The 13,708-nt window shown below is 42.6% G+C and carries 11 protein-coding genes; 9 read left to right on the top strand and 2 right to left on the bottom strand.

Annotated features, from left to right (window positions below; translation table 11 throughout):
* Window positions 1-107: 107 nt before the first annotated feature.
* A complete protein-coding gene (gene yacG, locus ABD128_RS02175; protein WP_343985855.1) occupies window positions 108-308 on the bottom strand; it encodes a DNA gyrase inhibitor YacG in 201 nt (66 codons plus the stop codon).
* 545 nt (window positions 309-853) lie between these two features.
* Between yacG and ABD128_RS02170 the strand changes: the two genes are divergently transcribed.
* From ABD128_RS02170 to zapD, 6 genes are all read left to right on the top strand, one after another.
* Window positions 854-1,279 (top strand): pilin, encoded by a 426-nt coding sequence (locus ABD128_RS02170; RefSeq protein WP_343985852.1) that lies wholly within the window; start codon window positions 854-856, stop codon window positions 1,277-1,279.
* A 130-nt stretch (window positions 1,280-1,409) separates the two neighbouring features.
* Window positions 1,410-3,122 (top strand): type IV-A pilus assembly ATPase PilB, encoded by a 1,713-nt coding sequence (gene pilB / locus ABD128_RS02165; RefSeq protein ID WP_343985849.1) that lies wholly within the window; start codon window positions 1,410-1,412, stop codon window positions 3,120-3,122.
* Between the two features lie 104 nt (window positions 3,123-3,226).
* Window positions 3,227-4,474 carry a type II secretion system F family protein gene (locus ABD128_RS02160; RefSeq protein WP_343985846.1) on the top strand — a complete coding sequence of 416 codons (1,248 nt, stop codon included), beginning with the start codon at window positions 3,227-3,229 and terminating at the stop codon, window positions 4,472-4,474.
* Window positions 4,475-4,509: 35 nt separating this feature from the next.
* Window positions 4,510-5,418 (top strand): prepilin peptidase, encoded by a 909-nt coding sequence (locus tag ABD128_RS02155; protein WP_343985843.1) that lies wholly within the window; start codon window positions 4,510-4,512, stop codon window positions 5,416-5,418.
* A 957-nt stretch (window positions 5,419-6,375) separates the two neighbouring features.
* A complete protein-coding gene (gene coaE / locus ABD128_RS02150) occupies window positions 6,376-7,017 on the top strand; it encodes a dephospho-CoA kinase (RefSeq protein WP_343985839.1) in 642 nt (213 codons plus the stop codon).
* The gene (gene zapD, locus ABD128_RS02145) at window positions 7,001-7,768 is read left to right on the top strand and encodes a cell division protein ZapD (protein WP_343985836.1); all 768 of its coding nucleotides are present in this window, start codon (window positions 7,001-7,003) and stop codon (window positions 7,766-7,768) included. The genes coaE and zapD overlap by 17 nt, the downstream gene beginning before the upstream one ends.
* Window positions 7,769-8,328: 560 nt before the next feature.
* Here the strand turns inward: zapD and nadC are convergent.
* Window positions 8,329-9,198: a carboxylating nicotinate-nucleotide diphosphorylase gene (gene nadC / locus ABD128_RS02140; protein WP_343985833.1), complete on the bottom strand. Its 870-nt coding sequence runs from the start codon at window positions 9,196-9,198 to the stop codon at window positions 8,329-8,331.
* A gap of 122 nt (window positions 9,199-9,320) precedes the next feature.
* Between nadC and ampD the strand changes: the two genes are divergently transcribed.
* The 3 genes from ampD (at window position 9,321) to aceE (ending at window position 13,702) form a co-directional block, all read left to right on the top strand.
* Window positions 9,321-9,863 (top strand): 1,6-anhydro-N-acetylmuramyl-L-alanine amidase AmpD, encoded by a 543-nt coding sequence (ampD, locus tag ABD128_RS02135; protein WP_343986553.1) that lies wholly within the window; start codon window positions 9,321-9,323, stop codon window positions 9,861-9,863.
* Between the two features lie 92 nt (window positions 9,864-9,955).
* Window positions 9,956-10,816, top strand: coding sequence for a regulatory signaling modulator protein AmpE (gene ampE, locus ABD128_RS02130; protein WP_343985830.1), 861 nt, complete (start codon window positions 9,956-9,958; stop codon window positions 10,814-10,816).
* A gap of 192 nt (window positions 10,817-11,008) precedes the next feature.
* Window positions 11,009-13,702, top strand: coding sequence for a pyruvate dehydrogenase (acetyl-transferring), homodimeric type (aceE, locus tag ABD128_RS02125; RefSeq protein WP_343985827.1), 2,694 nt, complete (start codon window positions 11,009-11,011; stop codon window positions 13,700-13,702).
* Window positions 13,703-13,708: the final 6 nt, after the last annotated feature.

Genomic DNA, 13,708 nt, shown 5'->3' with positions numbered 1-13,708 from the left:
ATTGCGAGTGACGAAAGGAATGCGATAATCCTACCCTACGTCGTTGCGAGCGAACATAGTGAGCGCGGCAATCTCGCTCTTAATACCAAACCGGAAAGCAACTACTCTTATTTATCTTTCAACTTTGCCAGCTCCTCAACGGTATGAGGATCTAACTGTTGACCGGCGATCTTGTGCCCTTCGCTTGCCCACTCGCCTAAATCAATCAATTTACAGCGTTTACTGCAAAACGGTTTATATTCGCTAGACTTATTCCAAGCAACGGACTCAGAGCAAGTCGGACACTTAACAATCATCGTATTCGACATAGTAAAAAATAAATTAAAAGAATTAGCGACAGGATACTCGTTGAATAAATAAAAATCGAGAATTAGAGTATGGTTTTAAAGTCTAAACTTTAAATTGCATAATCTTCATCTACTAATAAGCTGTAAAAGTTCTTTAAATCAATACTTTAGTTAGATGTTCTTACTTTTAATTGAAAAAACAGATATTAATGAACATTAATAGCCACCTTTAAAGTGACAAAAAATGTCAATAGCCTCTCGTTTTGGTTGTTATTTAACCGCATTTTAACCTTTTGCTGATGCGATTTTGCATATAAGTGTGATTTAAGTCATTGTTTTAGTTGGTATGTCGAGATATTTTACAATCCCTTGTTGCTATCTTGCTTTGCCAAAGTTATATTGATTAACAGAATTTGTTCACATATATCAGTTAACGATTCTAATATTGAAAACGACTTATGAAGCCAAGCTTACATAGACCTTTGAGGGACAGCAAAGCATCACAAGAAGATATATGTAAACACAGTTCCAAACGATTTTATTGAAAATGTATAGGAGAGAGTCTCATGCAAACTAAAAAACAAGCGGGTTTTACCCTTATTGAATTAATGATCGTAATTGCGATCATCGGTATCTTGGCAGCAATCGCTATTCCAGCTTACCAAGATTTTACAATTCGCTCAAAAGTATCTGAAGCACTAGTAATCGCTGGTAAAGACAAGACGTCAGTATCAGAGTTTTATATTTCAACAGGTGCTTTACCTGCTGACGCTGCGGAAGCTGGTATAAACGTATCTGCTGCACAAAGTGATTACTTAACAGCCGATACAGCTGTAGCAGGCGGAACAGTGACATATACTCTTGGTAATTTGGGATCAGCGGACGCGATAGGTACGTTTATCTTTGCACCTACGGCAACAGACAATGGTGTTAGTTGGGATTGTACAGGTGGTACGTTCCCAGATAAGTACCGTCCAGCTAACTGTAGATAATTAAATATTGAAAAGAAAAAGCGGGCTTAGCCCGCTTTTTTTATTTTAATTTTGACTAATTGACAACAGAAGAAATTTAATCAAGTATATTAATATATCTTAAAAAATATATTAAATGAGTAGTTAAGTTATGGCATTAATTGAAACTGGATTAACAGGTCTTGCTCACATGTTAGTGGCTGAAGGATTGATAGAAAAAGATAAGGTTAAAGAAGCTATAGAGCGTGCAAAAGAAGAAAAGGTAGGCCTGATTGATTGGTTGGTTAATGCTGGTTGGGTAAAGGGGGCGGATGCAGTTAAAGCGCAAGGTGTGAACTTTGGAGCACCTTACTTCGATGCTAATGCCATTAACTCTGATAATTTACCAAAAGATATAATCGACCTTAAAATGATGCGTAAGCATCGGGTTATTCCTCTTTATATGCGTGGCACTCGGCTTTTTGTTGGGGTGGCTGATGCGACAAATCTCAAAAGTTTAGAAGAGATCCGGTTTCAAACTAACTGCTCCGTTGAAGCGGTTTTAGTAGAGCCCTCAAAACTAGACTCTCTTGTCGATAAGTTAATTGACGAAAAGGAAAGCGAGTCTTTATCTGACTTTGATGATGCCGATCTTGATAACATTGATCTTGATGCCGTCGATGAAAGTCAAGCTGGTGATATAGAGGAAGGGGCGGAGCGCGACGATGCTCCAGTTGTGAAATTCGTTAAGAAAATGTTGGTCGATGCAATTCGTAAGGGCGCTTCGGATTTGCACTTTGAGCCCTATGAAAAAAAGTATCGAGTACGCTTTCGTATCGATGGTTTGTTACACGAGGTTGCTAGTCCTCCAATTCAACTATCCTCACGTATTTCAGCACGCTTAAAAGTTTTATCAAATCTGGATATCTCAGAACGTCGTGTACCTCAGGATGGTCGTGTAAAGTTAAAATTATCTAAGACTAAAGCTATTGATTTCCGTGTAAATACCCTGCCGACTTTGTTTGGCGAAAAAATTGTAATGCGTATTTTGGATCCGACTAGCGCCATGCTCGGGGTTGATGCTTTAGGCTTTGAAGCGCAGCAGAAAAAACATTTTATGGAGGCGATAAGCAAGCCACAAGGTATGGTATTAGTTACAGGTCCTACGGGTTCTGGTAAAACGGTAACGCTTTATACCGGCGTAAATATCTTAAATGATGAACATAAGAATATTTCGACTGCTGAAGACCCTGTGGAAATTAACCTGACAGGGGTTAACCAGGTTAACGTGAACGTAAAAGCAGGTTTAACGTTTGCTTCTGCGCTGCGTGCATTCTTGCGTCAGGATCCGGATATTGTACTGGTTGGTGAGATTCGAGATTTGGAAACTGCTGAAATTGCCATTAAAGCCTCGCAAACGGGTCACCTAGTGTTATCTACGCTACATACTAACTCTGCTCCTGAAACGCTAACTCGTCTAGTTAATATGGGGGTTGCACCATTTAATATTGCGACCACCGTTAACCTAGTTGTGGCTCAGCGTTTAGCTAGAAGGCTGTGTGAACATTGTAAAAAGCCATCTCAATTACCTGACGAAGCCTTATTAGAGGAAGGTTTTACTAAAGAAGAACTGAACGAGCTCACAGTTTATGAGCCTGTTGGTTGCGATAAGTGTACATTAGGCTATAAAGGTCGTGTGGGTTTATTCCAAGTAATGCCAGTGTCTGATGCAATGGGGCGAATAATAATGGAGGGCGGTAATGCGATTGATATTGCCGATCAAGCGAGAAAAGAAAATATTCCAGATTTACGACGCACTGGCTTAAACAAAGTTAAATTAGGGGCTACCAGCTTAGAAGAAGTAAACCGCGTAACTCAAGAATAGTAATAACTATTAGCAATAAGTCACTGTTTTTATTATTTATTGAGTAAATACGCCTTTATTTGCTATATTGGTTGGTAGAACTATGAGCGATAGGGTACAGCAAGATGGCGACTGCAGTTAGAAAAAGAAAAGCTTCACCAAAAAAGAAGAAGCAAAAAGTCTTTCAGTATAAAGGGGTTAACAAACAGGGGCAAAAAGTTAAAGGCTCAATGCCCGCTATTGATGCGGAAGAAGTAAAGGCTGCTTTGAGAAAACAAGGGATTACACCCAAATCAGTGAATGCTGATTTACTCGGATCAGTTGGTGGTGGAAAAAAAGCAATTAAGCCTGTTGATATTGCAGTATTCTTGCGACAATTAGCTACTATGATGAAGGCTGGCGTACCTCTAGTACAATCCTTTGATATTATAGGCAAAGGTCATGAAAATGCTAGTATGCAAGAGCTTGTCATGAAAATAAAAGAAGAAGTTGAGGCGGGTAATCCTTTCGCAACTGCACTGCGAAGACACCCTAAGCACTTCGATGATTTGGTGTGTGATTTGATTCACGCGGGTGAACAGTCTGGTACGCTCGAACAAATGCTAGACAGAATTGCCACTTATAAAGAAAAGTCGGAAGCTTTAAAGTCAAAAATTAAAAAGGCTCTCATGTACCCTGCAGCAGTTGTAGTTGTGTCTATCGCAGTTACAGCCATCTTATTGATTTATGTGGTTCCCATGTTTGCCAGCCTTTTCCAAGGTGCTGGAGCTGATCTTCCTGCTTTTACTCAGATGGTTGTTGGGATGTCTGAGAATGTCCAGGAGTACTGGTGGTTATATTTAATTGTCATGGTTGGAACTGTAATTACTTACTCTCAGCTTAATGAAAAATCTCCAGGGTTTAGAGCAGCTAAAGATAGACTGCTCCTGAAATTTCCAATATTTGGTCCTTTAGTTCAAAAAGCTGCAGTTGCTCGCTATTCTCGCACACTGGCGACTACATTCGCGGCTGGTGTACCGTTAGTTGATGCTTTAGACTCCGCTGCAGGAGCTTCCGGTAATGCGGTTTATAAAGAGGCAATCATGAAAATTAAAGAAGATGTTACCAGTGGATTGCAAATCAATATGGCGATGACCTCGACCGGCGTGTTCCCAAATATGGTCAATCAGATGGTAGCTATAGGTGAAGAATCCGGTGCTGTGGATACTATGCTTTCTAAAGTAGCAGATATCTATGAAGGAGAAGTGGACGATGCAGTTGACGGTATCAGCTCCCTCATTGAGCCATTCGTCATTGTTTTCTTAGGTGTTGTTGTTGGTGGCCTTGTTGTTGCAATGTACTTACCAATCTTCCAGATGGGTAATGCATTCTAAGAAAATAATCTCCCTAAAATTTAATTAGAATAAATATGATTGAATTATTATCAAATAACCTGCCTTTATTAGCAGGTTTTGTTTTTGTGTTAGGGTTACTTTTTGGTAGCTTTTTTAATGTTGTTATTCATCGCCTACCAAAAATGCTTAATCGTGAGTGGCAGGCTACAGCAACAGAAATACTCAAAGAAGCTAACTGTACGGTAAGCTTCCCTGAGACTAAGCAAGGTGAGAAATATAACTTAATTACGCCTCGTTCAGCTTGTCCTAAATGTGGGCATAATATTACGGCATTAGAAAATATCCCTGTAATTAGTTGGTTATTTCTTCGGGGTAAGTGTCGTTCCTGTAAAACACCTATATCAATTCGTTATCCCTTCGTTGAGCTTTTAACCGCTACAACATTTGCTGTATGTGCTTATTATTTTGGCTTTAGTTGGTTATTGTTATTTGGCATTATTTTTACCAGCTTTTTAATAATTGCTAGCTTTATCGACTATGATCATAAAATTCTACCCGATCAAATGACGTTACCATTGGTTTGGATTGGTTTGAGCGTTTACCTGTTTATCAAGCCGGAAACTTTACAGCTAAGTTTTGCGCCCAGTCTAGAGTCGGCAGTAATAGGTGCGCTGTGTGGTTACCTTGTGCTTTGGTCAATCTATTGGCTTTTTAAGTTAGTAACTGGCAAGGAAGGTATGGGGCATGGTGATTTTAAGCTACTTGCGGCAATAGGAGCTTTTGTTGGGGTGAAAATGCTGCCGTTGGTGATTATTTTATCTACAGTTACTGGCGCTGTTCTTGGAATTATTTCTATGATAGTGACTAAGAAAGGTCGTGATCATACTATTCCCTTTGGGCCATTTCTGGCCATAGCTGGCTGGATTACCTTGATTTGGGGTGAGCCTTTGACAGAGCTTTATTTGAGCTGGTTGCAGCCCTAGTTCTAAAAGCGAGATTGACGCGGCCTAAAGGCCTCGCAACGACGATGGTTGGTAGGGTGCAGTGCGTGCAAGGTTACTTTGCTCGCAACGACGATGGTTGGTGGGGTGGTGCTCAGTTCCTTCACTCGCAATGACAAATAGCTCGTCATTACGACGACTGCAGGACAAGCAATGCTCCCGGCATTGCTATTGTATTCCCTGCATTCGTGCAGGTCAGATGCAGGAGTTAGAGCAGTGCAGGAGCTATTGCCGAGGAGTGCGAAGCACGACGTGCTAATCTCCGTTCGTCTGCTCAAAGCGAGGTTGCCGCGCTCACTGCATTCGCTCGCAAAGACGAGTATATATGTTCGCTCGCATCGACGCTGGTTGGGAGGCGGTGTTCAGTTCCTTGCTTGTAATGTTCTTAGATCGTCATTACGAGGAGTCCGAAGGACGACGTGGTAATCCCTTTTCATTTACTGTGAAAGTCGAGTTTGCAAGGATTGCTCATCGAGTATGTCAGTTGACCGTTGTGTTTTTTTGCGAGAATTAGTGCGCGGGGCCTTTATGAGATTGCCACGCTCATTTCCTTCGTTCGCAATGACGAGATAGGATTAAGTAGCAAGTCCCTTATGTGGCTCGCAACGACACTGGTTGGGGTTGCCGCGCTCAGTTCCTTCACTCGCAATGACAAATAGCTCGTCATTACGAGGAGTGCGGAGCACGACGTGGTAATCTCTGTTTGTCTGTGCAAAGCGAGGTTGCCGCGCTCACTGTGTTCGCTCGCAATGACGAGAATATATGATCACTCGCAACGACGATGGTTGTTAAGAGCGAGATTGCCGCGCTGCTTGCGTCGTTCAAAAAGGCGATGGCTAGTATTACCACGCTCTGTTTCTTCGATAAACCATTCACTCTCCTTCTTTTATATTGTTGACCTTAAAGTTAGAATAGCCCTTTTAGCAAACTAGGTGCTCTATGACTCTTCATATTGTTTTAACAGGCGGTATAGCCAGTGGTAAAACCGCTGTTAGTCGATTTTTCGAGGAGTTAGGTGTTAAGGTCATTGATGCCGATATTATTGCTAGAGAAGTTGTTGAACCTGGTTCATCAGGTTTAAAACAAATTTCTGAGCATTTTGGTGACACTGTTCTTTTGGATAACGGCGCTTTAAATCGACAAGCTCTTAGAAAAATTGTTTTTAATGACGATGCAAAGCGAGAGTGGCTGAATGGTTTACTTCATCCTATGATTCGCAATCGGATGACCGAGCTTAGAACCGAAGCAGAAAAGTGTGATGAGCTCTACACCGTTAGCGTTATCCCTTTATATTTTGAAACCATTCACGGAACTGCTGAAGCTCAAAACTATCACAGGGTATTGGTAGTTGATAGCAGTGAAGAAACTCAGTTAGAACGTTTAATGAAAAGAGATGGTGATAATTTGCAATTAGCGCAGTCATTAATGTCTAGTCAGGCTAAACGCCAAAAGCGTTTATCAATAGCCGACGACATCATAAACAATAATTCAGATTTGCATTCATTAAAACAACAAGTTATAAGTTTAGACAGTCATTATCGTGATTTAGCAAGGAATGGGCGGAATGAGCAAGGCGGTTGAGACAATACTGTATGAGCACCCTTTAAGTGAACAGGTCAGAACATACCTCAGATTAGAGCAGCTTTTCGCGACCCAGCTACATTTACGCGAGCAAGACTCTACAGCTTGTCACGTCAGTGCGCTCAGAAATCTTTGGGAGATATTAGATTGCCTTGATCGCGGTGATATTAAGGGAGAAATTATCAAGGAGCTGGAGGTACAAAGAGCCTACTTTCAACAATTACAGGAAAGTCCTTACATTGATGACTTCAAGCTAAAACGTTTCCTAGAGCAGTTAGATCAATTATTAGAATGGGTCGGCGGTTATCGCGGAAAATTTGGCGCGCGCTTACGTTCAATTCGTTTTATCGATATGCTTAAAAACCGTATTCGAATGCCTGGTGGAACTTGTAGTTTTGATTTGCCCGAACTGCATCAATTCTTAAATCGTCCCTTTGAGCATCGCCTTGATAGTCTAAAAGGCTGGTTTTCACATTTAGAGGGTTTGGCCCAGTGTATCAAGATTCTATTAAGGCTATTCCGCGAAAACGGTGAGTTCGAAGTCGTACAGTGTAAGAAGGGAGTTTTTCAAACTAGCTTATCCAATAAAGGTAACCCGCAACTATTACGAGTTAGGCTACCTAAAGATTCATGTTACTTTCCTGGAATTAGTGGCTCGAAACACTACTTTAGTATCCGATTTATGGAACAGGTAGAGGACGACATTAGGCCAGTAGCCGATGATATTTCATTTGAGTTGGCTATCTGTTGATAGTTAAGGCTAAAGTGGTCGCGTTCTTTATTCTATATCGATGATTTTAAAAGCGAGATTGCCACGGCCTAAAGGCCTCGTAACGACGCTAGTTGGTGTTGAAGTGTCTGGTTCCTACATTCTCAATGAGGAATAGTGTGTCATTACGACGACTGCATGGCAAGCAATGCTCCCAGCATTGCTATTGCATTCCCTGCGTCCTTGCAGGTCAGGTATAGGGGTTAGAGCAATGCAGGAGCTATTGCCGTGGAGTCCGAAGGACGACGTGGTAATCCCTATTCGTTTACTGTGAAAGTCGAGTTTGTGAAGGATTACTTTAAGGTGTATGTTGCTAAGCCGTTATGGTTGCAAGAATTAGTGCACGGGCGCCTTTATGAGATTGCCGCGCTCAGTTCCTTCGCTCGCAATGACGAGATAGGGTTAAGGTGTTGCTACGCACTTCATGTCGCTCGCAATAACGAGATAGGGTTAGGGGTTACCGCAACCTAAAGGCCTCGCAACGACGCTAGGAGGGATTGCCTTCGCTTGCTATGACAGGGACTCGTTACGGTCTCACTCACTTACATTTCTAAACGAAGCGATAAGTCGATGGCTTTTACGTGTTTGGTTAAGGCGCCTACAGAAATAAAATCAACACCTGTTTCGGCAATGTCACGCAAGGTTTCGATGGTGACGTTACCAGAAGCTTCAATTTTAGCAGTGTGCGAGTGCACTTGATTAATCGCAACACCGGTGCGTAACTCATCAACACTAAAGTTGTCGAGCATAATCACGTCTGCGCCGGCGTCTAAGGCTTCATCCAGCTGCGCAAAGTTTTCGACTTCGACTTCGACCAGAGTATTAGGGTGATTTTGTCGGGCTACGGCAACAGCATTTTTAATCGAGCCGGTTGAGATGATGTGGTTTTCTTTAATCAAGAAAGCGTCGTACAGCCCCATACGATGGTTTTTACCGCCACCGCAATATACGGCATACTTTTGAGCTAGGCGCATCAAAGGGATGGTTTTACGAGTATCTAATAGTTGGCAGTCAGTTCCTTTTAACTCACGAACATAACGTGCCGTGATGGTGGCTGTACCTGATAGGGTTTGCAGGAAATTCATGGCGCTGCGTTCTGCAGTCAAAATGTTTCGCGCGTTGCCTTCAATTTCGCAAAGAGTGTCGTTTGCTGAAACTTTATCGCCGTCTGCACATTTCCAATCGAGTTTTATGCTAGGGTCAAGCGCCTTAAATACGCCATTAAACCAAGCAATTCCGCAGACAACGGCATCTTCTCTTGTGATTAATCGACCTTTGGCAATCTTATCTTGTTCAATGAGCTCAGCCGTCACATCGACACCATCAATTCCATCAAGATCTTCTTCAAGAGCTTTTTTCACTTGGAATTCAATGGTTTGTTGTAGCTTGGCTTGATAAGGAATATCGATCATGTTGTGTTCCGTAAGAAGATTGATGAGTTTAGGTCGTACACTATTTGTGATTAATCTGTGCTATTGTAATCTCAAAAAAGTACTTTAGGAATAGCATGAGCACTGCCGAGTTCAATTTTTGTTTGAATTTACACACTGGTTTCGTTGAAGGTGCGCGTTTATCTACCTGTTGTCACTTCGATGATCGTGAGTCTGATGAAATTAATTTACTCGTAATTCACAATATTAGCCTGCCACCTAATCAGTTTGGTGGACCTTATATCGATCAGTTCTTTGGCGGTGAATTGAATCCACAAGAGCATCCTTTTTTCGAGGAAATTGCTGATATAAAAGTATCGAGCCATCTGCTAATTCGGCGCACCGGTGAAGTTGTTCAATACGTCCCTTTGAACAAGCGGGCATGGCACGCTGGGGTATCGAGTTTTCAGGGGCGAGAAAAGTGTAATGACTTTTCCATAGGAATTGAACTTGAGGGCGCGGACGAGATACCTTACGAAGAAGACCAGTATCAGGCATTAGCAAAAATTACGATGCTCTTATTGAAGGCTTATCCAAAAATGTCTCAAGACAGAATCACGGGACATTCGGATATTGCTCCGGGGAGGAAAACTGACCCAGGACCTGCTTTCGACTGGGAGTATTACCGAAGCCTTTTGGCTAGGTAATTTAGTGAGTCACTGGAGAAACGTGTTTAACTTTCTAGGCTTATGGTATAACTACAAGTATTGAATGATTCAACCAAGAATTGGAACAAAGTATGGCGTTATTGGCACTAGTCATTGCAATATTAATCGAACGTTATTATCACGGCAATCAGTCCGCAGCGCGGGATAAACTGAGCAGTGATAACTGGTACTTTTCATATTTAAGATTTTGCGATAAGTCCTTCGCAGATAAGAAATGGTATCAGGGCTGGGTAAAAGATGCTGTTGAAGCGGTGCTTCCTGCGCTTCTAGCGTTTGTACTATTCAAATTTTTTGATGATGGTTTTGTTGCATCTTTTACCGTATTGGCTTTGATGGTTCTAATTTTGGTTCACACCTTTGGCCCGCAACTTCCAAGCAAGCAACTCGAGGGTTATTTCAGAGCCGTAGAAAATGGTGAAAAGCAAGCTGCCTACGAGTATGCCATGATTTTTACTGGCAAGGAGTCAGAGAACGAAGCGACAATGGTTAAAGACGTCACTGAATCCATTTTCTATAAGGTTGAGAGCCAATACTTTAGCGTCGCTATCTGGTTTGTGTTGTTAGGTCCTGCAGGCGCGTTACTGTATCGAATGTTATTGTGGCAACAACAAGAGAATAGGCTCGGCGCGCTAGGAAAAAAGCTTCACTATGCCATGGAATGGTTGGCATTTAGAATCTCAGCACTAACGTATTTGCTAGCAGGGGATATGGCTAGTGGTATAGAGCAAGGCAAAGGTCAATTTTTTGATCTGGAGGTGAGTGGCAAAGATCTGCTTAATACCGTAGCCACAGCAAGCATGGGATTAAATGTAGATGATAAAAACAGTCCGTGTGCTGCCAACCGCTGTGCTATTAGTTTGTCGCAACGCTCTGGTGTGATATTATTTGCACTTGTTGCTGTAGCCTCATTATTAGGTTGGAGTTTTGTGTAGCATATAATTAACATATGTTAACCAATAAATCGTTTTGCATTATGGTCAGACCAGATGTGTGTTTTCGCCCAGAAATTGGCAAAACGGTATCTTTTTAATGCTTTTTTGACTAAGATATTGGCTTTATGAATTCTAGCATTGCTATTTAACACCTGTTAAATAAATGCGTTTGGCTGTCATAAGGCGATAATTATGTCAAAAGATAGGTCTGAAAACGATGTAACCAATAATGCGCTAGCATCAGACGTGGATCCGATAGAAACTCAAGAGTGGATCGACGCACTAGACGCGGTTATGGCTGAAGAAGGTGTGGAGCGCGCACACTTCTTACTTGAAAAACTCGTCGCTAAAGCACGTCGTGCTGGCGCAAACTTGCCATTCGATTTAACTACGGCGTACCTCAATACCATTCCACCATCACAAGAAGCTCATATGCCTGGCGATCAGGAAATGGAGCGACGCTTGCGTGCCATCATTCGCTGGAATGCGATTGCGATTGTACTACAAGCATCTAACAAAAAATTAGAGCTTGGTGGCCACTTATCAAGCTTCGCCTCGAGCGCTACCTTGTACGATGTAGGTTTTAACCACTTCTTTAAAGGTAACGACGACGATAAAGGCGACTTGATTTATTACCAAGGCCACTCTTCGCCGGGTATTTATGCGCGCGCTTTCTTAGAAGGTCGCATCAGTGAAGAGCAGATGAGCAACTTCCGTCAAGAAGTTGATGGTAAAGGTCTTTCGTCATACCCACACCCATGGCTTATGCCTGACTTCTGGCAGTTCCCGACGGTTTCGATGGGCTTAGGTCCAATCCAAGCAATTTACCAAGCACGATTCTTAAAGTATTTAGAAAACCGTGGCTTAGCGGATACTAAAGGCCGTAAGGTTTGGGCCTTCCTTGGTGATGGTGAGATGGACGAGCCAGAATCGATGGGTGCTATTAGTTTAGCCGGTCGTGAAAAACTGGATAACCTGATCTTTGTTGTTAACTGTAACTTGCAGCGCCTAGATGGCCCTGTTCGTGGTAACGGTAAAATTATCCAAGAACTTGAGGGCGAATTCCGTGGTAACGGCTGGAATGTATTAAAAGTCATCTGGGGTCGTTATTGGGACCCACTTATTGCTCGTGATACCGAAGGTCGTTTGCGTAAAGTGATGGAAGAAACCGTTGATGGTGAGTACCAGAACTGTAAGGCTAAAGGTGGTGCTTATACTCGTGAACATTTCTTCGGCAAAGATCCTAAGTTAAAAGAAATGGTCGCGAATATGTCAGATGAAGATATCTGGCGTCTTAACCGTGGTGGTCATGATCCACACAAAGTCTATGCGGCTTACCACAGAGCGGTTAATACCGAAGGCCAACCGACAGTTATTTTAGCGAAAACTGTCAAAGGCTACGGCATGGGTAGCTCTGGCGAGGGTAAGAACGCAGCGCACCAAGTTAAGAATATGAATTTGGAAGCCTTGAAACACTTCCGTGATCGTTTCAATGTACCGATTCCTGACGATAAGCTAGAAGATGTACCTCTTTATCACCCAGGTGAAGATAGTGAAGAAATAAAGTATCTAAAGGAGCGTCGTGAAAAACTTGGTGGTTACTTGCCGTCACGTCGTGTCGAGTGTGAAAGCCTTGATGTTCCTTCATTAGACGCTTTTGAGCCATTACTAAAGTCGAGTGGCGATCGTGAGATCTCAACTACTATGGCCTTTGTGCGCTTCTTGAACATTTTGTTAAAGAACAAGGCGTTGAAAGATCGAATCGTACCTATTATCCCTGATGAAGCGCGTACTTTCGGTATGGAAGGTCTATTCCGTCAAATCGGAATTTATTCTTCAGTAGGTCAGTTATATGATCCGGTAGACTCCGATCAAATCATGTACTACCGCGAAGATAAGAAAGGTCAAATCTTGGAAGAAGGCATCAACGAAGCAGGCGCTATGTCTTCGTGGATGGCTGCTGCAACTAGTTATTCGAGCAATAACTTGCCGATGATTCCTTTCTATGTTTATTACTCGATGTTTGGGTTCCAACGTATTGGTGACTTAGCATGGGCCGCTGGCGATATGCAGGCGCGTGGTTTCATGATTGGTGCAACCTCAGGTCGTACAACGTTGAACGGTGAAGGCTTGCAGCACCAAGATGGTCATAACCACTTGATTTCCGCGACGATTCCAAACTGTATCAGCTATGATCCAACTTACGCTTACGAGCTTGCGGTGATTATCCGTGAAGGTATGCGTCGTATGTATCAAGAACAAGAGAATGTGTTCTACTACATCTCTACTTTGAATGAAAACTACGTACACCCTGAGATGCCTGAAGGTGTTGAAGAAGGCATTCTAAAAGGCATGTATCAGTTGAAATCGAACAAATCGCGCAAAAAAGCGCCGCGCGTCCAGTTGATGGGCTGTGGCTCGATTTTACGCGAAGTTGAGTATGCGGCGGAGCTACTCGAAGAAGATTTCGGCGTCCTATCTGATATCTGGTCTGTACCAAGTTTTACAGAGCTGCGTCGCGAAGGTTTAGCGGTTGAGCGTGAAAACATGGTTAACCCTGACAAGAAGCCTAAGAAGTCTTACGTCGAGAAATGTCTAGAGAAGCAAAAAGGACCAGCTATCGCGGCAACGGATCACATGAAAGCTTATGCGGATCAAATTCGTCCTTTCGTACCAATGAATTACAAAGTTCTTGGTACTGATGGTTTCGGTCGCTCAGACAGTCGCGAAAACTTGCGTCGCTTCTTCGAAGTGGATCGTTATTACATCGTCGTTGCAGCACTTAAGGCGCTAGCGGAAGATGGCGAGATCGACGTTAAAGAAGTTACAAAAGCAATCAAGCGTTATAACATCGACGCTGATAAAGCTGACCCAGCAACCCTATAATTGGAG

Source organism: Kangiella japonica, assembly GCF_039523535.1.
Lineage (GTDB): Bacteria > Pseudomonadota > Gammaproteobacteria > Enterobacterales > Kangiellaceae > Kangiella > Kangiella japonica.
This window is presented reverse-complemented; position numbering and strand designations above follow the sequence as displayed.

Excerpts from the sequence above, each read along its gene's own strand:
- yacG (WP_343985855.1), bottom strand. The coding sequence starts at position 308 with ATGTCGAATACGATGATTGTTAAGTGTCCGACTTGCTCTGAGTCCGTT.
- ABD128_RS02170 (WP_343985852.1), top strand. The coding sequence starts at position 854 with ATGCAAACTAAAAAACAAGCGGGTTTTACCCTTATTGAATTAATGATC.
- pilB (WP_343985849.1), top strand. The coding sequence starts at position 1,410 with ATGGCATTAATTGAAACTGGATTAACAGGTCTTGCTCACATGTTAGTG.
- ABD128_RS02160 (WP_343985846.1), top strand. The coding sequence starts at position 3,227 with ATGGCGACTGCAGTTAGAAAAAGAAAAGCTTCACCAAAAAAGAAGAAG.
- ABD128_RS02155 (WP_343985843.1), top strand. The coding sequence starts at position 4,510 with ATGATTGAATTATTATCAAATAACCTGCCTTTATTAGCAGGTTTTGTT.
- coaE (WP_343985839.1), top strand. The coding sequence starts at position 6,376 with ATGACTCTTCATATTGTTTTAACAGGCGGTATAGCCAGTGGTAAAACC.
- zapD (WP_343985836.1), top strand. The coding sequence starts at position 7,001 with ATGAGCAAGGCGGTTGAGACAATACTGTATGAGCACCCTTTAAGTGAA.
- nadC (WP_343985833.1), bottom strand. The coding sequence starts at position 9,198 with ATGATCGATATTCCTTATCAAGCCAAGCTACAACAAACCATTGAATTC.
- ampE (WP_343985830.1), top strand. The coding sequence starts at position 9,956 with ATGGCGTTATTGGCACTAGTCATTGCAATATTAATCGAACGTTATTAT.
- aceE (WP_343985827.1), top strand. The coding sequence starts at position 11,009 with ATGTCAAAAGATAGGTCTGAAAACGATGTAACCAATAATGCGCTAGCA.